This is a genomic window from Spiroplasma endosymbiont of Labia minor (assembly GCF_964019845.1).
Lineage (GTDB): Bacteria > Bacillota_I > Bacilli_A > Mycoplasmatales > Mycoplasmataceae.
Map to the genome: position 1 here is coordinate 548973 of NZ_OZ026465.1, position 23685 is coordinate 572657.

Consider the following 23685-nt stretch of genomic DNA (forward strand, 5'->3'; position numbering starts at 1 on the left):
TAGCTGGGTTTTATTATTTATTGTGAAAAATATTATTCATCTTCTCGTAATAATGTAGCTGTCATATTTTTGCCCATACGAGAAAATAGTAAAATAAATGAAGCAAAGAAAACCATAGTTGTCAAAATAAATGAAATTAAAAATGTTCATCAACCCATATTTAATGGTAATGCTATATTCATTTTCGTGAATAAAATTGATTGCGTAACCTTAATAATTATTCACGTTATCAAAGAGCCTAATCCTCATGAAATAAACACAAATGGTGTAAAAATATTTACCGTTGAATTTGCAATTGATCATTTTGTATAACCTTCAACTTTCATTAAAGTCATAAAACGCTCATATTGATTTACAAATAAATTAGTAATCATTAATATTAACAATACTGCACAAACAACAATTATTGTAATCACAACAATTGACATAGAAATAAATACCGCAGTAATTCTATTTATTAAACCTTGTTTTTCAGATAATAAATTTTGTGAAGCAACTATAGTTCCATGACCACCAAAATTTGAAGGCGCTGTAATTAAATAATTACCCAATTTAATTGGCTGAGAATCAGCATAGTATGTTGTTAAATCAAATGCCTCATCTGCACTAGAATATTTATTTGTAAATCAATTAAGCGGAGCATTATTAATATCATTATAATAAAAGGTTGATGTTTTAGTTGCATCTTCATTAATAGCATTTTTTACAGCACTGTCAATTAATATTTCGCCATTTGCATCTGTAACTGTATTTGGATTTATATTAAATTGATTTGCTTTTGAAATATCATAACCGGAAATCAAATTTGCAAATAAATTTGAAGTATAAAATGTTGGTGTTCCATATATTTCGGCCGTTGCAACTACTTTGTATTTGATTTTTAAATTTTTAAAAGTATCAAATTTGTTTGCATCATTATTAACATTTTGTGCTGTGATTAAAGCACCCGAATTGGTTAATGATTGCGAATTTAATCACGATATATGTTTATCTAATAGGTTTGCAAGTGATCCATCATTTTCATCATAAGCATCGGTATAATGCAATGAATATGGTTTAATTTTTAATCAACTATTAACATTTTGATATTTACCTTTTTTTACAGATGCTGGTACTTGACTTGCATCTGTAATTTCTTCTACATATTGATTTTTTTTGTTATGAGTTAAACCATCTGGTGTTTCATAAGTTGACAAATCAAGCCAATTATTATCATTTGGTAAATATAAATATAAGTCTTCATATGAATAATAAGGTCTAACAGTTACTTTATATTTACTTACATTATTATCAAAATAAGAATTTGCAAAAGCATATGTGTCTGATTTAACATCTTGCCCTTCTGAATCATCATTGAAAATATTTTGATACGTAAATCTATTATTTTGCAATTCAAAAGGATTTAATAAATATTTAAATTCTGTTTGACTTTCATTACCATCTTTTAAATAATTTTCATTTGCAACATAATTTAAATCTTTTTGATTTGATGTTGCATAATCTTTATCATTATAAACTCAGAATTGTTTCAATAAAGGTTGATAACCATTATTGGTTTTAAAAGCCGATTGTTGAATCAGTGGTCTTACATCATAATTTAAAGTATCACCAATATAAACTTTGTATTGTGCAGTAGCTTGTTCATTTGCAACAACCGGAACAGTTAAAGTATTTGTTGTTTCATCATAATAATCTTTAATTGATGAATCATTAACTTGTGATTCTTGTTCATATGAATTCATTACATGTTGCAATTGGTTTGCAGTTTGTTGTGAAATAAACATTGAATCTGTAGTACCAATTGGATTAATAATTGATTTGGCATTTTGCATACCAATTGTTGAACTAATTGTATTATTGATATTCGTCGAAAATGACGTTGACAACGATTCTAATTTATCTTGCAATAACATGTAATTTCAACCAAAAGCAAATTGCGATTGGCGGTTAACAGATTGCATTGCGTAATTTGATACATATGGTGGCATTTGTGTCAAAATAGCTCTAGAAGTACAATCCAATCAAGTTTGATTTGGATCTGTTGAAGATTGAATACCTAAAATAGTACTTAAAATTGAACAAACACCTTTTGAAATACCGTTATTTACTATTTTTGAAATATTGCTTCTTTCAACATCAGATGTTAAATAGTTTGTTCTAGATAATCAATTAATCATTCCGGTAATATTTCCAATTGAAAATGCAGAACCAACACCAGAATAAAAGTTATTACCAAAAGAATCTGCAATATATGATGCTGTACTTGCTGGGTCTGCAGCCACACGATCAACTGTTCAATCAACCCCATTCAAAATATCTGTTAAATTTCCACCTGTAGAATTATTTGTATCTGTAAATTGCATTAAAGCAAATCCAGTTGAAGCTTGTGTTGATGCAAAATAGTCTTCAATTTTTTTATATTGACCATCACCAACACCATCATCATTAAAATCGTAACCACCTGTTGAATCATATTCATCATTTAAAGCTGTTGGTCCTTGTCATGATGAAATTTGTGCTTTTGATAATGGTGAATTATATATTGGCGTTTGATATCCGAATTCATTTTTGTAATTTAAGCCTTTATAAAATGAAGTTGAAATATTTGAAATAATTGATGGAATCATTAATGAAAAAGTCATTAATAAACTTGATAAGAAAATAACACCAGACATTAATAAGATACGTTTAAATGATGATGAAAAAACTTGCATTTTAAAACGAGTAGAAAATTTAGCATTTTTCATTCATTTTAATTTAATCATATTAACAAATTTATTATCTTTTCATCTTTCACCAGGTGAAACTATTTGAATGAATGGTTTTCTCAAAATTGAAAACGCCGATAATAAAGAAATAGCAATTGAAATAAAACCAAATGCAAATAAAGAAACAATAAATGGAATTCAAGAAAAAACAATTTGATTATATGCAAAAGAAAAAAAAGAGTTAAAAGCTTCACTAAAGGGCAATTGTAAGAAAATTCCTGCCAATCAACCAATTGGGACAATGAAGATAGTTATTATTAGTCCATACGTAATGTATGAAAGTGAAATCATTCAATTTGATGCACCAATAGCTTTCATAATAGCTATTTGTGATGAATTACGTTCAATATTTTTTTTAACACCAATTCAACAAGAAACCATCGTCAAAACAAAGACTATTGCAGTTCCAATATAACACAACATAGTGAAACCATAAATAGCTGTTGGATAAGCAGTTCAATTATCACGATAATTTGATGTATTAAATGATTCTGGTGAAACTGTTGAATAATCTCCACCACCAATATTTACATCAAAATTTCTTTGTTGTTCTATTGCAGCAAAAACAGAAGTTTTTTTATTCATTAAATAAGCTTGATATTTACTTACTTTAATGTCTAAATTATCTGTTAATGTTTTATTATCTGTTAAAAAAACATTCGAATAACTGTTAATTAAACCATTCATATTATCTAAAATATAACCTCACGCTTGTGGAAGAGCATAAATAATTGCCGATTTATTAACATTAGGAATTGGATTATCTTTATCAGCTGCTGGAACAAAACTATACACATCTGTTCCAATACCAGCAATAATTAAAGTAGAATTACCAACATAAATGCTATCCCCTGGCTTCAATTTATTTTTTCTGGCATATTGCGGTGAAATCACAATTTCATTTGCAAGTACAGGCATTCTACCACGAATTATATTTATATTTGTTTTGAAAAATGCATCATTATTTTGAATTAAAACTACTCTAAATGTTGAATTTGTTTGATGATTTATAGAAAACAATTCATTTCTAACTTCCAAATTAAAACCTGATAAATCTGCAGCTAGCATTTGATGTAGATTATAAAAATCATCATAAGACACATTATTAAAATTATTACCAGACGATTGATTAAAACTTTCAAAAGAAGATTTAAAAATTAAAGGTGCTTTTAATTCATCTAAAAAAGATACTTGTCATTTTGTTCAATCAGGATTATTTATATTTCCACAGATAATTACATTTAATTGTCCACGATAGCCTTTTTGATATATTTCAGATTCATTTGTCAAAACTTGTTCTTGATTTGCAACTACATTAGTTGGATTAAGTGTTGATAAATCAGTTGCATATTGACCAACAAAATGTGAAATATTTGCTTCTGTTGAAAATTTTCTCCCAGAAATTAATTGATAAATAAACGGGTTATAATTAACTATTGGATCAGCACTGTGAGATGCATTTCCATCTCAAACCTGTAATTTAAATGAATTTTTTTCATTATCTGGTAAACCACTTAAATTTTTCAATTCATTATTAAATCAAGTAAAAAAACCAGCAATATCATTATTTTCACCAAAATATTGACCACTATTATAATATGATTCAACAGCAGCTTTTATAAAATAATTAAAATAATTATAAATTCTGTCTCGCAAAAAATTACCAATAGAAAAAGAAATAAAATTTAAATATTGTCATGCTTTTGTTGAAGTATCAGACAAATTAATATTATGTTTTTTAACATATTTATAAAATATGCTATCTTTTAAAATAGAATTATCCATATTGATATTTTTAATTACAATATCATCTAATTTTTTTACAAAAGTTGTTTCATCTCCATCACCAGCTGGATTTCGCAACGAAAATGGTTTATTTCAAATCACTTCATTTGTAATTGGATTATATTCCACATGCATTAAAGCATCACCAGCTTCACCTGAATCAAAAAAATCCATAAATGTTTGTGGATCTATCACTAATTCATTAAAAATATCATGATATACACTATCATCACCAAATAGATTGATGTTATACGATGATTTAACACGCGTAACCTTTAAGTTATCCGCCCTTTCTTTTACATAATCTGGAAATACATCCATAAATGGTGCAAAATATGTTGATGAACTGTTTTCTGCATTTGCAGAATGAACTTGATATGAATATGTATAATCAAATTTTTGGTGTGAATTTACATATTGATCAAAATTATTGTTTAATCTTTCTGCTGTACTAACAGATGCTGTTAATAAAATTGAAGTTATAAATGAAAGTAATAAGATAACTATAAATTGAATTTTATATCTAAACAATGACATGAAGCCTTGTTTAATTAAAAGTCATCTTGAATTTGAGAATTTGTTGATTTTCATAGTTACCTCTTTTGTCTCTTTCTTGAAACGCTTAAAAATAATACAATGTTGAAACAAAAAATGCAACTAAATTGATAATTACGTTGGGTCGTTATTCATAGTTTTTGTTTAATTTAATTTCATAATACATCTGCTAATACAAAGTATTTTATTGTATAACCACAAATTATAAAAATAATAGATATGTGTTCTTGTATCTTTGTTAATCAATTTTAAACATAAAGTGTTTTGGTTTTAATCATTATCATTATTTATTGAAATACTAATTTATGACATAGTAAGATTTGATTCAAAATATATTATTGTCAATATAAATCATGAATTATTTTTAAATTTTTGCTTAATTGATACACAAAAAAGCAAAAATTTAAAATGTGCAATTATAAAACTAATTTTATCTTTCATATTTTAAATGCAAGAACTATTTACATTTTTTTATTTTTCTATAAAGTAATAATGACTGAAAAACAACATTTTAATTTAAAGGAGGTTTTAAAAAATTATGAGAAAAATTTTATTGATTTTAGGAAGTTTGTCATTAGCAACAACTACAGTTTCAACTACAGCTTGTACTTTCAATGATGGCATAAAATCTTCAATTAGTAATACAATCAAAGCATATATAAATCAAGCCGGTGTTGCAGCAAGAGCTGGTATTTTAAACGATGCATCACAAGATAAAGTAGATTCTAATTATGCTTTTCAACATTACAAATCTATGGCTGCAAATGATGTTTTAAGTGATATTGCACAAACAGATAATACTATGGACAAAATTTTTAGACAAAATTTTGACACAGATGGTAACAACGCTGATTTTACGCACAATAACGTAGAAACTAATTTAACAAATTGATCAGGTACTGTACCTATCGATAACTCATTAGTTGGTACTTTACAACAAGTTCAAATGTTAATTACTCTTTTGGCACAAGGATTTAACCCTTCACTTGCAAGTCAATTAGAATCAATTTTAGGTTCAAGTTCTTTTTCTGGTACAATTAATTCTCTTGTTAAAACTATCAGTGGTTTTTTAACGCCTGAATTATTAAATGGACTTGCTGATGCTTTTGATGATTCCGCATATAAAAATAGAACATATTTAGATTCTGGTAAATACTTAGTAATTGATTTGAGTAATTCATTAGCTTCATTTTGACCAACAGAAGATAAAGGTGACTATCAAAATATAGGTTTGCCCCCGGCCGGAACAGAAGTTAATGATGATGATGCTACAAAGGCACAAGATAATATTGCCATTGAAATTTTCACATTAATAAACGGTTTATTTAACGGTGGTGATTTTGATATTACAAGCTTATTGCCGGTTATTTCACCATTAATTAAAATATTAGGTTTAATTTCAAATTACGCATCACAATTTGATTTAGACCATGTTCCATTTGATTCAAATCATTTGTTTAGTAATACAGACGATAACATCACTGTTATTAACAACATTAATGCTTCAAAATACAATAATAGTAACGGTACAACAATCATTAATTTGCAAAAATTAATTAAAATGTTAGACATATTTTTAGTGCCAAAAGAAGGTGATTATATTGGTTTTGGGACACAAAAAATGATTGGAATTTTATTTGGTTCTGATTCAAAAGAATGATCCACAATGATTGATTTACTAACCTTTCCCTCAAAATCATCAATGAGTTATATTGTGCCACCATTACTTGATGGTATTGCTGGTTTACTTGTAAGTGGCAATATTAGCATAATCGGAAAATCAATTCGTCTCTCAAGAATTGTTGCTGCAGCTTTAACAGAGATATTAAAAAAAGTATCACAAGGAGAAGATGTAGCTGGTGTAGTGGCCGCTTTAAGACAAGCATTAAATTTAGTTAGTGGCGATACAGCAGAAATGATTAAAGCACTTTGCGAATCTTTAGAAGTCTACAATAACAAAGGTATAAGTTTATGAAATTCATTGTATTCTGGTAATGTGCTAGAAGAGATATTAAATAAATTAATTTCGGGAGATTCACCAATAAAAGCATTGTTAAAAAATTTAAAATCAGTTTTGAATTTAAAATTAGATAATATTTTTGATGTTCTAAATTTAAATGTTCCAATTTTAAATGGATTAAGATATGAATCTATCTCTTCTTTAATAGCTTGATTAGCTACATTATTTGAAGTAAATGGTAAAAATTTTGCAGACTTAGCTAATTTTACAATTGAACTTGATAAAATAAGACTTATTTTCAAAAAAATAAGTCAAACAGTAACTGAATCAGGAATTGACGTACCAGATTTATTGGATGATAATGGAATAACCATCGACAAAAATACTACCTCATTATTTACATATGGATTAATGATGTTGTTAAGACCGAAAGTACCACATGCAGGTATTGCTGGTACTTTTAAATTATTTGGTTACGATTCTGATGTGAGCACAACTAATTTTACAAGCGATTCTATGTTTGAAGCATTCCAACAATCATACACTGGTGATGGTATGTCAAAAGTTTGAATTACTATTGGTGATGTTATCAATAAATTAATTGATGGGTCAGGCAGATATGAAAAAGATAATTTCTTAGTTTATTTTGATGATGGTAATTTTAAAATCTACGATGAATCATTTAATGTTGCAGATAATATTATGTATATTGATTTCAAAATTAAATATACTGATCCAAAAAATAAACAAGTAAGTAATTATAATATTGTTTTACAATCAACAGGCTATGGTGGTAAGTTGCAATTTAAAAAATTTAATAGAATTTAAAAAAATAATTATTGAACATATAAAAATGGAAATTAAAAAAATCATATCTTAGAATAGATATGATTTTTTTAATTACACAAACATTAAAGTTTACATAGAAATAATTTTTAATTACCTCTTTTTACTGCATTCATAGTTCTTTTAATATCAGCTTCAGATGGTTTTCTTCCCATTGAACGATACATTGCTCTTATTTGATTTTCTGTTATTGGTGGATTGTCACGAAGTTGTTTTCTAACTATCATTCTTGTTATAAAGAATCCAGCAACTCCCCCAACAATCAAACATACTAAGCCTATAATTAAACCTATTCATCACTCTATCATAATTTTAATTCTCCCTTCCAATAATATCTTAAAAAATTATTATTTTTTATAAGTTTGTTTTTTATATTCATCTATTATTTTTTGTGCAATATTTTTTGGTGTAAATCCAATATGTTCAATTACTTTTTCTCCTGGACCGGAAAAGCCAAATTCATCTCAACCGATATTAAAACCATAATCTCCACTAAATTTACTTCATCCAAAAGTAGTTGCCATTTCTAATGTAACTTTAAACGTGCTTTTATCAATAATATTATTTTGATATTCCAATTCTTGTTGTAAAAAAATATTCATTGAAGGCATTGAAACTATTTTAATTTTCAAATTCATTTCTTCTTCTATTATTTCTTTTGCTTTTAAAGCCAGACTAACTTCAGAACCCGTAGCGATAATTGTTATTTTTGCATTTAAACAATCACTTATTAAATAAGCACCTTTTGAAACCGCCTCATAAACATCGGAATGTTCTAATTCTGGTAAATTTTGTCTTGTCAAAATAATTGCCGATGGCTTATTTACTTGTTCCAATGCCAACAAATATGATGCATATGTTTCTTGAAAATCTGCCGGTCTAAAAATATTAATATTTGGAATTGAACGTAACATTGCCAATTGTTCAACAGGCTCGTGCGTTGGTCCATCTTCACCTACCGCCACTGAATCATGGGTAAAAATGTATAAACAATGAATTTTCATTAATGCTGCAAGTCTAATTGCTGGTTTCATGTAATCTGAAAAAACAAAGAAACCACCAGCAAATGGTAAAAGACCTTTATGCAAAGCAATACCATTATTTATTGATGCCATAGCAAATTCTCTTACACCATACATAATGTTTCTACCACTGCGATTATTTACATCAAAATTTCCATCTAATCCTTTTGCTTTTGTTGAAGCTGTTAAATCTGCAGAACCACCAATTGTATATTTAATATTTTTAGAAATTATATCTAATACTTGACCAGAAGAAACACGTGTAGCTTGTGGTAATTTTGGAATGATTTTTCTAAACTCATCTTCATCTAAAATGAAATTTAAATTTTTAGCATCAATTAATTGTTTTGCTAATTCTGGATAATCTAATTTATATTTTTCAAACATCATTTGCCATTTCAAATATGTATTATGTCCACGATCAGCTACATTTATTTTATAATCATTATAAATATCATTTGGAATTTCAAAATCTGGTAAATTTCAATCATAGTATTTTTTGGTTGCATCCAAATCATTTCCTAATGGTTCACCATGAACTTTATTTGTGCCTTGATTTGGTGATCCAAGTCCAATAACTGTTTTAATTTCTATATAAGTTGGTTTAGACGAATTTTTAGCGCTACTTATGGCATCATAAATTGATTGAATGTCTTCACCATTTTCAACTTTTAAAGTATTTCAATCATTTGCTTTAAATAATTGTTGCATATTTGTTTTTTGTGCTACATTTACTGGCGCATCAAGTTGGATATCATTTGAATCATGTAAAATAATTAATTTATTTAATTTATAATTACCCGCAAAAGAAATTGCCTCTTGTGCTACACCTTCTTGTAAATCACCATCTCCACAAATCACATAAGTAAAATGATCAATAATTTTATAATCTAATTTATTATAAATTGAACTCAAATGAGATTCTGCCAAAGCCATACCAGTGGCCATTGCGATTCCTTGCCCCAATGGACCTGTCGTTGCATCAACACCTTCTGTAAATCCATATTCTGGATGTCCTGGAGTTTTTGATTCTACTTGTCTAAATTTTTTAATATCATCAATTGTGACATCAAAGCCAACCAAATGTAACATAGAATATAATAATGCTGATCCATGTCCTGCAGATAAAACAAATCTGTCCCTATTAATTCAGTTTGGATTTTCTATATCAATATTTATAAAATTAGTATATAAACTATACAGCATCGGAGCAGCACCAAGTACTATTCCTGGATGCCCTGATTTTGCCTTATTAACCATTTCCACACCAAGCATTCTAAGTGCATTAATGCTCAAAATATTTTTATTCATTAAAGTAATTTCAACTCCTTCGTTTAAATTATAAAGCATTTTATAATTAATAAAGTTGATATTTACTACTTTTAATAATGATTTTAATTAAAATAAAAACTCAAATATTTTTTAAATACTTGAGTTTTAAAAATTTATGTTTTTTTCTTTGAAGGTATTTTTATTTTATTACCATTTTTGTCTATAACTGTTATATGTTCTAATTTAGATTCTAGAGATTTTCTTCATGCAGATAAGTATTCCATTCTTAGTTTATGTCTTTCGTGTAATTCTTCGTATGTCAATTCTCTTTCTTTTGATAATTTTGCAAAAGCATTTATTTTTTTAATAAGCAATTGAAATTCCATATTGTCGTTCCCTCAATTTTAATTCTAATTATTATTTTTTAATGATAAATGAATCATTTATCATTTCTGGTAATTTAAAAACTCCTATTTTCTCAGCAATAGCTGGTACATTAATTATTATTTCCAATCCATCATATGCTTTAAAATTAATTCATCCTAATCCGGAAATGTGAATATCATAACCTTTATTTTCATCTTCTTTATTAAAACTAAAAACGTGTTTATCAAATGAAATTTTACCAGTTAAGTCCTTCAATCTTGGAGCTAATTCATGTCTGTGTTTTCTAAAATAATCATCTGTATTTAAAGCTTTGGTTCTATGCAATGGCATTTGTCTATTAACTCAAAAATGAAATGATGTTAATTTTTCATTATCGCCTTTTTTGAAAGTAAATCAAGCAACACCTCCATAAAAAATAGTTTGTTCAGGTTTTAATTGATATGTTCTCTGTTTTATTTCTTTTTTAAAGAAAAAATAATCTCAATAAGTAGGCGCTGTTGCAACAGCTATATGATGGTATTTGACCAAACCTGGAGTATCGTATATAAAATTTTCCTCTGTTAAATTAATTTTAATTTTATCTAATGTAGTATTTACATATTTTGATGTTACAATTGACGGAATTTGAAAATTAGCTTTCAATAATGCATTAGTTAGTGATGATTTCCCTGTGTTTGAAACACCAACTATATATTGGTCATATTTTATTGATTGGGTTAATTCCAATAATTTATAAATATAATGCTTATTCACAGATGATGTTAAAACTACTTGTGAATCTTTAATTGGTGAATCACTCAATAAGTTTTTTACATATTTAATAATTTTTGTTTGTGAAACTTGCTTTGGTAACAAATCAACTTTATTAACTAAAACAACAACTTCTTTTTTTGATATTAGTTGTTCTAATCAAGTAACTCTTGATCCTGGTAAATCAAATATATCTAAAACATAATAGTAGCGTATTTTTTCTGTTATTTTATTTATATCATCAAGTATTTGTATAAAATCTTTATCATTAATTTCTTGGCTTACAAGTTGATTGTAATATTTTATTTTAAAACATCTTAAACAATAATCTTGCATTTCTATATTTTTCACATAACCAGGTTCATTCATGTCTTCTGTTTGCAATAAATGACCACATCCAACACATCTTTTTGGCTTTGAATTATCCATGTTAGTTGTATTACCAATTCCTGGTTTTAATTGTGTTAATGAAATTTTAGAATTTTGTTTAACTCTTACAGAATCGTTTTTTTCTTTACTATTATCGATTTTATTATCATCAATAGAATTTGATTTCGCTTTATTTTTTTTAAAGAATTTCATAATTGTTTTCCATATTCCCTTCATTATAGAAACCTTCATGCAAAATGTTTCTTTGTGCTAAACGTTTATAAATAAATTTTTCAAAAAATGTAATTATTTTATTATCTTCTGTTAAACGTGATATTGGTGATACCAAAATGCTTTGAATATGAGCTCTATTTGCCATTAAAATATCTGTAACCAATTGATCTCCTATCATAATAATTTCATTCTCTTTATATGGTAAAATTTTTTTTAACAATCGCATTTTACCCATTAATGGTTTTTTGCAATCCCAAAAATAATTTTGTATGTCTGCTTTTTTTGCAAAATTTTCAACTCTGGATTTTACGTTATTTGAAAAAATTATAAATTCAAATCCATAATTTTTTACAGCTTTAAAAAAAATCATATTTTCTTTTGTGGGTATTCTTTGGTTTCAACTAATTAGAGTATTATCCAAATCGCATAAAATAACTTTTATACCAGCATTTTTTAAACCTTCTAAATTAATTTTTGAAAAAGATTTCAAATAAATTGATGGCTTAAAATAATTCAAAAACAGTGAACCACTTTTAATTTTATTAGTTCTTTTAGCCACGAATTTTCTCCAATCAAATTACTTTATTAATTTTATCATAAAATATTTGCCTATTTTAATATATTAAAATAGTAGTTAAATATTTACCTCAAACATCTTTATTATTTTTTATAATTGTTAAAATTACATCAATAAATAAAAAACAATACTATAAATGAAAATTTATAAATTAAGTCAATTATTTTTTGGTTAAAACATTTTCATTCAATAGTTATTTAATTACAAAAATAACATAACTTAAGAATGTTATACAATTTAACTTATCATTCTAATTATAGTATTATAAGTTTCAAATTTTTATGGTGAAATATAACATAATAAATATACCAATATTTGTTTAAATTTCTAAATAGTTAAAATTACAAATTAAAATTTCATACATAAGTGCATGAAATTTTAATTTATTTTATGTTAAACAAATAACATGAAAAGATTAATTAACTAATTTATAAATTGAACCTAAATCTTTTAAATCTTGACCTTCTCTAGTTACAGCTAAAATTATGCTATTTGAGAGTTCAATAATTGCATAAACATCTTTATTTAAAGTTTGATCTTCTAATTTACCGTTCCATTGCCAACAGATGTATCAATTTTGCCTTCATCTGTTAATTTGTAAATTGAAGTACCGCTTCCAGCTAAAACAGTTACATTTGCAAGTTGAAAAATCGAATGAATCAAACTATCAAAAGTTGGATCTTCTAATTTACCTGTTCCACCACCAACAGAGGTGTCAATAGTTCCTTCATCCGTTAATTTATAAATAGAATGATCATTTGTTCCGGCTAAAATAGCTCCGTTTGTGAGTTGGATAATGCTTAATAATCCCGAAATATCATTTTTGGCATTTGAAAATATTTTACCATCGTCCGTCAACAAATAAATAATTTGATAGCTGCTTGCAAGAATAGTTTTATCTGACAGTTCAATAATTGATGTGATACCTCTGAAGGAGGCCGCTATTCATGATTGTTGGTTTTTCTATTTTTTAAGAAAACTAAAGAAAATTTATAAAATCAAAACTAATTTTATATTCATTTTTAGTATAAGTTCCTTTCATAAATGTGAATATTTTTAATAAAATAGTATTATTATCTAAGAAAATAGTTTTGTCAATAATTGATTTTTAATCAAATTTATTAAATTCGCAAAAATTTAATAAATCACCTTCTAGATTTAATTTTTCTTTCTGCATAAATTAATCTCCTATTCTATAAATTAATAGGAAAACACTTAAACACAAAAAAACAAAGCAAAACAGTGATTCTGTTTTCTTCATACTTTGTTTATCTATAAATAATATACATTAATTTTTTAATTATTATTCATCAGTAACTGTAACTTCATATTCATAATGAGAACTATAATTTGTCAGTACATCCTCTAAAATTTAACGACTTTCAAGTATATAAATGTCATGTAAGGATAACCAAACCCTATTGGAGTAGAAAACATTAATTTAAAGTAAAAACTATAATATCTTATTCCATTAATGTTTCTTGCAATTTTGTTGTATAATCATCTTCAATAATATATTCAATTCAATTATTTTCAAAATAATAAATAAGAGTGTCTCAAGTTGGTCAATCAACAAAAAGGTTATTATCAGAATCATAACCACTTCATCATACGAAATCGCCAGCATAAAAAAGAGGGTTTTCATAATCTGTTTTATGATGTTCTCGTTAATTAAAATAGACACTAAACAAAACTGTAAAAAAGCGGTATGTATTCATTTATCATCGTTTATTTCAATTAGACTTCAAGTTTCCTTCAAAAAATAACTCTCAGAAGTTTTTAATTCAATATTTTCTTTAGGTAAACTATTCATTATTGAAACTATTCCAGATAATGCAAATACAGATGGCATAATTAAACTTAATAATTTTTTCATACAATTGTATATTTCTATGTCAAAAATGTATTATTTGGCACGCTTATTTTAATACAAATAATTATTTTTTAAAATAAATTAATTTTATTTTTTGTCAATTGAAAACTTTCATCTATATATAAAAAAATATCTAAAACAGAAACAGAACCATCTAAAGGAATGGTTATTAAATTTTTTTTATTCATATGAAAAGCTGCAAAATATTTTTTATCATCTATAAATTGAAGAATTTTTTTAAAATCTATTCGTAAATTGATAATTTCAACTTTATTTACTCCTTTTAATCCTATTTTTTGTTTTTGCACCATTAAAATGGCGGCATATCATTTTTTATTATCCTTATGTCGAAAGATAGCATAATGGGGAGTTTTAGGTCACAAAAATTCTGGTTTATTTTGATATTTTTCATCAATATATTTAATAACTTGTTTAGTTATAGAGTTTTGAAACATTTCAAAATAAAAGCAATGATCCTTGATATCTTTTAGTACTTGATTATAATTTTCACGAATTTCTTCAACAAACTTTCCTGTCGCCTCTGAAATACGATGAAGAGTATATTCTATGCCTGTTAATTTTTCGATCACAGAGGTCATTAATTCACCTTTTTGCGAAATAACAACAGTTAATTCAAATTGTTCATCTAACAAATCGACTGAGTATAAATACTGTTCCCCTGCTTGAACAAAACCATAAGAAATTAAGTTAGGAATAGAAATTGGGCTTTTTTCGTGGCTTTTTAATTCATTTTTCATATTCGACTCTCTTTTCACTATTAAACATAAAATTATATCTAATATAAATTTCAATTAAACAATTATTTATACAACAGTATTTTTTATCAAATTTATGAATAAAACGATGAAAATAATAAATCACATCAAATTTTGATGTGATTTATTTTTGTTGTTTAATTGAAAATTAATTTTAATAACAATAAAATAATTGCTCTTTAAATAATTGGTGGCAAGATAACTATAATATTTGTTGTTGCTCCAAAAATAATACTACTATTTTCTGTTGCTGTTATAATTATTGAAATATAACCATATTGTTCATTTAAATCTAATGGCAAATATTCTGTACCATTTCAATTATAAATATTATAACTATAATCATTGTTTGTTGCAGATGGTTCTACTTCTTGAATTGCTCATAATATTTCATCTGCAATTGCTGATGCTACTTCTGTTTTTGTAACTGCTGCAGAATTCGCAGCCAAAACTTCTAAAGGAGATGCTACATCTGAAATTCCAGAAATATTTGTTTTTTTACCATATAAGGCAACACCAATTTGTGTTGTTGATCCTCTAAGCAATAAACTTGTTGGATTTGCTGTAATTTTTACATAGACAGTTTGAGATTGTGAAGCTGTAGCTTCAGATAAATTTAAATTATTATATGTTCCATCTGTTGGTGTATTTGAAATTGTATATGTAAAATCTATTACTAATTTTGCAGCTAATGATATTTTCGCAACAGCTGCAACAACAAGTGAATCTAAAACTGCTCTTAATTCATTTTCTTTAACAGATGTTAAATCAATAGCACTGATATATAATGCAGATGCAGAAATTGAATTAATCACACCAAGATTAGCTCTTAATGCGGGTAAAGTTATTCTAATATAACTTGTTGACCCAGAAATTCAAAGGCTATCACTTGCAGCGGTAATTTTAACTCAAACATTGGCAGTTTGATTTGATAAATTAACATTATTATATTGATTTCCTAGATTATCTGCAAAAACAGCATATGTAAAATCAATAAAAGTTGCATTTGCAACAACTGCTTGAACTGCAGTTAAGATGTTATTTTCTATTGCACTTTGTACTTCGTTCAAAGTGACAGAAGCTGAATTTTGAGCTTTTACATCCATTGGAGATGAAACTGTTGTAATCAAATTACTTATGTTTGTTAATTGTCCAATTAAAATTACTTGAATTACTGTTTGACCAAGTAAAAAGATTGATGATTCTACTGCTTGTATTTTTAAATATATTAAAGCTGTTTGTCCCATTAAATTAATATTTTGATATGCACTGCTAGCTGAAGCGTCTGAATAAATTTCAAAATTATAATCTGTGCCTAAAATTGCAGTTGGTGCAATTTTTTGCACTGCCGTTGCAACATTTGTAGTGATCGCTGTAATCACTTCATTATGTGTTACAGTTTGTTGATTTTGTGAAGTTACAGAAATTGCGGTTGTTGAAATAGAAGTTATTGCAGCAATTGTTGTTTTAATTGGTGGCAAAGTAATTTTTAAATATCCAGTGTTACCTTTCAAATAATTACTATCACTTGCAGCAGTTATTTGTACATAAATATCTCCGTATCGTCCACTCAAATTTATATTACTAAACGCTGTACCTGTATTGTCTTTGTAAATAATATAATTATAATCAATTTGTGTGGCTTGTGGAGCAATTGTATTTATTGCTTGTAAAATATTGTTATTAATTGATCCTTGTACTTCTGAATAAATTACAGAGCGTGATGTTGCAGCCGTTATTGAAGTTGGCGCAGTAATTGCAAGCGAATTTGATAAAACAGCTCTACTGTCTTGGGCGATTGGAAGTGATATTTTAATAAATGCAGATGCGCCAACAAAAATAGTTGATAAAAGACCAGCAGTCACTTTTACATAAACATCAGCCCTATTTGCAGATAAATCTAAATTGGTATATGCACTTCCAGATGCATCTTTATAAATTCTAAAGGTAACATCAACAAGTGATGATAAAACAGATAACGATTTAATTGCAACTAAAATTGGTGCTTTTAATGCGTTTTCAATTTCAGCATATTTAACATTAGATGAATTTGCAACAGTTAATGAACTTGGCGATGCAATTGATGTCAATGCACTTAAATTAATAAGTAATTGTGGTTCAATATTGTTATCTGACAACTTATTTTCATTTGCCATAATATTTTTTTCACTATATATTTTATAATTTTTATCTGTCAAATTAAAACTTGAAACAGCGGACCCAGTCAAAATAACTGTTCCCAATAATGAAATTAATTTTTTCATTTTAAAAATCTCCATAAATATTTAATATCACGCATGTGATATTTTTTTAAACATTAATTAAAATAAAATTATTTAGTTTTTCGCACTTCACACACTACAAGAAATATTGATCCAAATAAAACAACAGCAACTAAAATAATTCAAACTAAATTCATTAAATCAAATATTGATTGATTATAATATGGTAAATTAATGACAAAATTTTTGGTTTGCCCTTTTATAATAACACTATCAAGACTTGAAAAAACTTTAAGATATATTTTTTGATTTTTTTCTGTTAAATCAATTGAAGTTGAAGTTGATCTCATTAATGATTGATTGATTTCAAAATTAAAATCAATATAAGTTGCTTGTGAAGCATTTTGTTGAATTGATTTCAAAACACTTTTTTTTAATACATTATATAATTCATTTATTTCTATTTTATTTATGTCTTTAAAATCATTTTGTTGAATATCTAAATTAATTTTATTTATTTCACTTATATCAACGCGTTCTCCTAATAACGGAACAGCAATATTTGATGTTTCACCCATTAAAATATCAGAAGCATTATTTGCTTTGATTTTTATATAGACATCTCCTGTTTGTTGATATAAGTTAATGTTATCATATGTATTCTTAATATTATTTGTTTTTAAAATAAAATCATAGTCTTTACCAAAACTAACATTAAGACCAATTTTTTCAATAGCTTGTGTTACATAATTAATTAATTGTTTTTTTAATTCATCATAAGTAACAGATTTAATATTAATTGCTGAAATTTCTATAAAACTATTTGTAATTAATTTTATTTTTTTCAAATTTAATTTTTGCATTGGCAAAATTACTTTTATATAATCTGATTCATCTTTGAATATTGTACTAGATGATGTAGAAATCACTTTAACATAAACAGAATTCACTTTTGCTTCTAAATCAATTGTGTTTAATGAATCACCTGAAATATTTTTGGCAAGAAAATATTCATAATCATTTGTAGTGGCTTTATCTGTCAATTTTTCTATAGCAATAAAAATATTTTGATCTAGTGCTCGTTGTATTTCATTATAAGTCACAGCTGCTGAATTATTGCAAGTAATACTTGTTGGGGAATTTATTGTATTTAATTCAGCCAAGCTTATTACTTCTAATTTACCAGGTGGTAAAATAACCTCTAAATAATTTGATGCTCCAACTAAAATTTGTGATGACAACGATGCAGATATTCTCACAAATACAGTTCCTTCTTTATTATTTAGATTTAAATTTTCATATGGTTTACCGATATTATCGCTGTAAATTCGAAAACTATAGTCATCTTTAGTAGCAATTGGGGATAATTTTTCAACAGCATTAAACACACTTGAATTTAAAGCGGTTTCAACTTCTTGATATGTAACTGAATTTATATTTGAAGATAAAATTTCTGTTGGCGCATCTATTTTATTTATTAAATTTACATTTACTCTAATTTTGTAATTGTTAAGTACTTTTAATTCTGTTGCTTCAAAAAATGATAAATTGTCATACAAAATACCAATAAAACAAATTGACAAAATTAAAAACACAAAAAATAATCATATTTTTTTCATATTTAATTTTCCTCGATAATTTAACTAATAGCAAAAAGATGGCGAAATAATCAATAAACACCATTAATTAAATTGTTTCTTAATTAAATAAAAAACAATTTATATGTATCTAAAACAAATAAAAAATATACATAAATATTTAAATACACTATTATTATACAACAAAAAAAACTACCAATTACGATAGTTTTGATTTACATATTCTCTTTTTAAAAACATTTATTTTTACATAATAATTTTAATTTTAATCAAAGATTTTTTTACTTGCAAATAATTAAATAGCAAATTAATTAACCAATTTATAAATTGAACCACCATTAGTTGTACCAGTTCCAACTAAAATTGTTCCGTTTGAAAGTTCGGTGATTGCCCTAACAAATCCATCAAAAGTTTTGTCTTCTAATATACCTGTTCCATTGCCAACTGATGTATCAATTTTACCTTCATCTGTTAATTGATAAATTAAACCAAAATTTGTACCAACCAAAATAGTTCCGTTTTTAAGTTGAGTGATTGATGAAATTCCAGTATTAGATTCATTATTTATTATTGAGTTTATTGTTCCATCTACATTTAATTTTCAAATTTTATTTGCAGCATTGTCTGCAGATGTAGCCAAAATAGTTTCATTTGAGAGTTGAATAGTAAACGATACACTAGTAATATCATTTTCAACGTCAGAAAATATTCTTCCCTCATCTGTTAATATATTTATTTTTTTAATACTGCTTGCAAAAATAGTTTTATTTGATAGTTCAGTAATTGAAGAAATACCTTCTATAATACCGGTTCCATTACCAACAGATGTGTCTATAGTTTCTGACTCTTTTATAATTGTTTGAATTGACGCTTTTGAGATGTTTAAAAATTCTTTATTTTGTGCTGTAGCTGCTAAAACGTCTACACTACCAGGAGTAGTTTTATCACCGGCAGTCAAATTTGTTGTTTCAAATCAAGAAATATCTACATTTTTATTTGCTAATTTCAAATCAGCTTCATTTAAATTAAATCATCTTTTTTTAGCTTCTATTTCTGTAATTAGATCATTTGAAGTTTGAAAATCAATACTATTATTTTTTAAAGTACTAAATCTACAAACGAGCCAAAATTTACTTCAAAGTTTGCTGTTCCAGTTAAATATTGTGAAGTTAATGATATGTTAATTGTTATTATTACGCCATCTCATAAATCACCTGTTACTATAACACTTTCTGCATTTATTTAAAAGTCATTTTCTGTAACTTTGCTTGTTGCATCGTTTGCTTGTAATTGTTTTAAAATTTCATCAAAAACATTTTTAATCGCATCTGTTGCTTCTTGTTCTGTTACATTTTTACTATCTTTGACTAAGTTTGTATACGTTTGAAAAGTAATATCTTTTAGATCAGTTTTCTACGCTAAATTGATAGCGCCACATGCAACAACTGATGTTGCACCAGTAGTTGTGAGCCCTAAAACAGCTAACATGCTTAATAATTTTTTCATATTAATTTTCCCCCTAAAATATTCTTATAATAGCATAACTCACTATATCTAATAAGTAAACCTAATTTGAATAATTTGGTGCTTCTCTGGTAATTTCTACATCATGTGGATGCGATTCAACTAAACCTGCGTTTGTAATTTTTATAAATTTGGCATTTGTTCTTAAATTTTCAATATTTTTTGAACCTGTATACCCCATACCAGATTTTAGACCACCAATGATTTGAAAAACAATTTCTGCAACAGAGCCTTTAAATGGAACTCTAGCTTCAATTCCTTCTGGTACCAATTTTTTTGCACCCGTTTGAAAATAACGATCACTTGATCCACGTTTCATCGCAGCTAAAGAACCCATTCCCACATAAGTTTTATATTTTTTACCATTTACAATTACTTCCTCACCCGGAGTTTCTTCTGTACCTGCAAAAAAATTACCAAGCATTACCAAGTTTGCCCCCGCAGCTATTGCCTTTACAATATCACCGGTTTGTTTAATGCCACCATCTGCAATTATGGTAACATTTTTATCTTTCCCTCATTCATAAACTTCATTTATAGCACTAATTTGCGGAACTCCAACACCTGCTATTATTCTAGTTGTACAAATAGAACCAGAACCAATACCAACTTTTACAGAATTTGCTCCAGCTTGGTATAAATCTTCTGCTGCTGCAGCAGTTACAATATTTCCAGCTATTATATCTAAATCTGGATATTGTTTTCTAATATTTGAAACAGTATTTATGATTCCTGTGCTATGACCATGAGCGCTATCAACTACGATAAAATCAACTCCTGCATTTATTAAAGCTTCAACTCTTGACAATGTATCTTTTCCAATTCCAACTGCAGCACCTACCACAAGTCTGCCATTTTTATCCTTACAAGCATTCGGATAAGTTAATTTATTTTCAATATCTTTTGTTGTAATTAAACCAACTAGTTTGTTTTTTCCATCAACAATAGGTAATTTTTCTACTCGGTTAGATAACATTTTTTTATTTGCCTCTGCTAACGAAATATTTTCATGTCCAGTAATAAGATTTTCTTTTATCATTACATTTTCAACCAAATAATTCATTTCGTGGGCATACTTAATATCTCTACTTGTAATGATGCCAAGTAATATACCTTTGTCATCAACAACAGGCAAACCAGAAATATTATAAAAATTCATTTTCTCTTTTGTTTTTTTAATTGTTTCATCTTTTGAAACTACAATTGGATCAATAATGAAACCTGCTTCGTTGCGTTTGACTTTTTCAACTTCTAAAGCTTGTTCTGCAATGGTTAAATTTTTATGAATAACACCAGCCCCACCAACTCTTGCAAGTGCAATAGCTAATTTTGATTCAGTAATAGTATCCATAGCTGAACTTAAAATAGGTACATTTAATGTAATATTTTTTGTTAATTTAGCCTTCAAATCAGCTTGATCTGGTAAGACATCAGATTTTGCAGGTATTAATAAAACATCATCAAAGGTAATCCCCTCCATAATTAACTTTCCATTTAAATCATTTTTCATGCTTATTTTCCTTCACTTTCTTTTGTTATTTAAAATTGCAAGCTTTATATTTTTTATTCATTATAAAATTTTAGTTATTAATTTAATTGCAAATATTCATTATACTTAAAATATTACTAATTATTTTTCCAGTATATAACTTTCATCAATAAAACTTTTTATTTTATCAATCTCTACAGATCCATTAAGACAAATTAAATATCAATATTTTTTATTCATATGATAACCTGGAAAATATTTCTCATTATCAATTAAGTTTTCAATTTGTTCTGGTTCTAAACGTAAATCAAAAACTTCAATATCACCATGGCCTTTTAAATTTAATTTACTTTTTGGAATAATCATCATAATCGCGTACCATTTATTAGTATCACTGCGTCTAAAAACCGCATTAGTTGGAAATTTTGTTCATAAAAATTCTAATTTATTATGATATTTATTTTCAACATATTCAATTATTTGTTTTTCATCATTGCTTTGAAAAATTACTTTTTCAAAGCAGTCATTTTTAATTTGATTTAAAATATTATCATATTCCTTAATTATAAAATCAACAAATTCACTACTGTTATTATTTGCTTTATGTAAAATGTATAATTCTTAAGTTTTTGCATCAGTTAATTTAGTATCAATTTTTCCATCTGACGTTATTATTACATCTAATCTAAATTGATTATTTACAATTATCTTTGTATAATAATATACATACTTTTTCAAATAAAATCCAAATTCTAACAATTTGTCAAAGTTAACTTTTTCATTTCCAAAAAAATCTGTTTTTTTCAAAAAATTATCACCTTTTATTTCCAATTTAATATATAAAGTAATAAATATATTTTTTATTTAAATAATTACTATCACTAATTATGTTATAGTATTACTTTTTTAATTTATATATATAAATTTTTAACATATTATTGTTAAACAAAAATAATTATACATAAATATAGATTTCATTTAATTAATATTTTTTAACTCTATCTAGTCTGATCCAGGTCCATGATTAAATTTTGTTCCCTTGCCAATTGCATAAAATTGTCCACCCGCTACATAATGTACTGTACGTAATTCATCCGGGGCATCATCAAAAATTCAATGACCGTTATTAAAAACACGGTCATCACTTCATGCTCCAATAATTTCACCCATAAATAAATTATGTTCTTTTTCATTGCGTGCATTCGGAATTACTTTACAAATTAATCAACCTGCGCATCCCTCTACTAAGGGTAAATCAAATTCATCTTGATAAAATATTGGTATTTTATCAAGTTTGTTATTAATTGTTTTATAACTATTTTCTCCTACATAAAGAACTGTATTCATTTGTTTAACAGTAGGAATTTGAACTACATAATAACCACTTTTTTCTACAAGTTCGCGTGTAAATGCTTGCTTTCCTATAAATGCCATAACTTTATTATTTCCTACAAGAGATACTCAAGCAGCAGCCATAACATTCTCAATACCATTATGCTTTGCAGAAATCATAGTTGTTGGTCCTATCTGCAATAATCTGTAAGCTTTTTTTAAATCAACTTTTTTAATTGCCATTTATTTTTTTACCTTTCATATATTTATTTTTAAAATAATAAAAATATTCATAATTATAACTATTAAATATCATTTTTTATATTTTAACTAAATCTAAATTGTC

General features: G+C 26.3%; 18 protein-coding genes. 1 reads left to right on the forward strand and 17 read right to left on the reverse strand.

Features of this window, described 5'->3' with window-relative positions:
- Window positions 1-32: 32 nt before the first annotated feature.
- Window positions 33-5144 carry an ABC transporter permease gene (locus AACK85_RS02870; RefSeq protein WP_338969233.1) on the reverse strand — a complete coding sequence of 1704 codons (5112 nt, stop codon included), beginning with the start codon at window positions 5142-5144 and terminating at the stop codon, window positions 33-35.
- Window positions 5145-5646: 502 nt separating this feature from the next.
- Between AACK85_RS02870 and AACK85_RS02875 the strand changes: the two genes are divergently transcribed.
- A complete protein-coding gene (locus tag AACK85_RS02875; RefSeq protein WP_338969235.1) occupies window positions 5647-7896 on the forward strand; it encodes a hypothetical protein in 2250 nt (749 codons plus the stop codon).
- 107 nt (window positions 7897-8003) lie between these two features.
- On the opposite strand, the gene AACK85_RS02880 is transcribed toward AACK85_RS02875, so the two are convergent.
- The 16 genes from AACK85_RS02880 to AACK85_RS02955 all read right to left on the reverse strand — a co-directional run bounded on the left by AACK85_RS02880 (window position 8004) and on the right by AACK85_RS02955 (window position 23582).
- Window positions 8004-8222, reverse strand: a complete 219-nt coding sequence (locus AACK85_RS02880; RefSeq protein WP_338969237.1) for a YneF family protein — start codon at window positions 8220-8222, stop codon at window positions 8004-8006.
- Between the two features lie 39 nt (window positions 8223-8261).
- Window positions 8262-10247, reverse strand: coding sequence for a transketolase (locus tag AACK85_RS02885; protein WP_338969239.1), 1986 nt, complete (start codon window positions 10245-10247; stop codon window positions 8262-8264).
- A 134-nt stretch (window positions 10248-10381) separates the two neighbouring features.
- Window positions 10382-10594: a DUF896 domain-containing protein gene (locus AACK85_RS02890; protein ID WP_338969241.1), complete on the reverse strand. Its 213-nt coding sequence runs from the start codon at window positions 10592-10594 to the stop codon at window positions 10382-10384.
- Between the two features lie 31 nt (window positions 10595-10625).
- Complete coding sequence (gene yqeH, locus AACK85_RS02895) at window positions 10626-11951, reverse strand: ribosome biogenesis GTPase YqeH (RefSeq protein ID WP_338969243.1); 1326 nt, start codon at window positions 11949-11951, stop codon at window positions 10626-10628.
- Complete coding sequence (locus AACK85_RS02900) at window positions 11914-12507, reverse strand: YqeG family HAD IIIA-type phosphatase (protein WP_338969245.1); 594 nt, start codon at window positions 12505-12507, stop codon at window positions 11914-11916. The genes yqeH and AACK85_RS02900 overlap by 38 nt, the downstream gene beginning before the upstream one ends.
- 558 nt (window positions 12508-13065) lie before the next feature.
- The gene (locus AACK85_RS02905) at window positions 13066-13386 is read right to left on the reverse strand and encodes a hypothetical protein (RefSeq protein WP_338969247.1); all 321 of its coding nucleotides are present in this window, start codon (window positions 13384-13386) and stop codon (window positions 13066-13068) included.
- Between the two features lie 610 nt (window positions 13387-13996).
- Complete coding sequence (locus AACK85_RS02910; protein WP_338969248.1) at window positions 13997-14377, reverse strand: hypothetical protein; 381 nt, start codon at window positions 14375-14377, stop codon at window positions 13997-13999.
- Window positions 14378-14469: 92 nt separating this feature from the next.
- A complete protein-coding gene (locus AACK85_RS02915) occupies window positions 14470-15156 on the reverse strand; it encodes an MmcQ/YjbR family DNA-binding protein (protein ID WP_338969250.1) in 687 nt (228 codons plus the stop codon).
- A 197-nt stretch (window positions 15157-15353) separates the two neighbouring features.
- A complete protein-coding gene (locus AACK85_RS02920) occupies window positions 15354-17438 on the reverse strand; it encodes a hypothetical protein (RefSeq protein WP_338969252.1) in 2085 nt (694 codons plus the stop codon).
- A gap of 68 nt (window positions 17439-17506) precedes the next feature.
- Window positions 17507-19015 carry a hypothetical protein gene (locus tag AACK85_RS02925; protein ID WP_338969254.1) on the reverse strand — a complete coding sequence of 503 codons (1509 nt, stop codon included), beginning with the start codon at window positions 19013-19015 and terminating at the stop codon, window positions 17507-17509.
- Between the two features lie 286 nt (window positions 19016-19301).
- Window positions 19302-20003: a hypothetical protein gene (locus AACK85_RS02930; protein ID WP_338969256.1), complete on the reverse strand. Its 702-nt coding sequence runs from the start codon at window positions 20001-20003 to the stop codon at window positions 19302-19304.
- A gap of 404 nt (window positions 20004-20407) precedes the next feature.
- On the reverse strand, window positions 20408-20500 hold the full coding sequence (locus AACK85_RS02935; protein ID WP_338969257.1) for a lipoprotein: 93 nt from the start codon (window positions 20498-20500) through the stop codon (window positions 20408-20410).
- Between the two features lie 61 nt (window positions 20501-20561).
- Window positions 20562-22028 (reverse strand): IMP dehydrogenase, encoded by a 1467-nt coding sequence (gene guaB / locus AACK85_RS02940; protein ID WP_338969259.1) that lies wholly within the window; start codon window positions 22026-22028, stop codon window positions 20562-20564.
- A 120-nt stretch (window positions 22029-22148) separates the two neighbouring features.
- Complete coding sequence (locus AACK85_RS02945; RefSeq protein ID WP_338970958.1) at window positions 22149-22625, reverse strand: MmcQ/YjbR family DNA-binding protein; 477 nt, start codon at window positions 22623-22625, stop codon at window positions 22149-22151.
- Window positions 22626-22628: 3 nt separating this feature from the next.
- On the reverse strand, window positions 22629-22814 hold the full coding sequence (locus AACK85_RS02950) for a hypothetical protein (protein WP_338969261.1): 186 nt from the start codon (window positions 22812-22814) through the stop codon (window positions 22629-22631).
- A 195-nt stretch (window positions 22815-23009) separates the two neighbouring features.
- Window positions 23010-23582: a flavin reductase family protein gene (locus tag AACK85_RS02955; RefSeq protein WP_338969263.1), complete on the reverse strand. Its 573-nt coding sequence runs from the start codon at window positions 23580-23582 to the stop codon at window positions 23010-23012.
- Window positions 23583-23685: the final 103 nt, after the last annotated feature.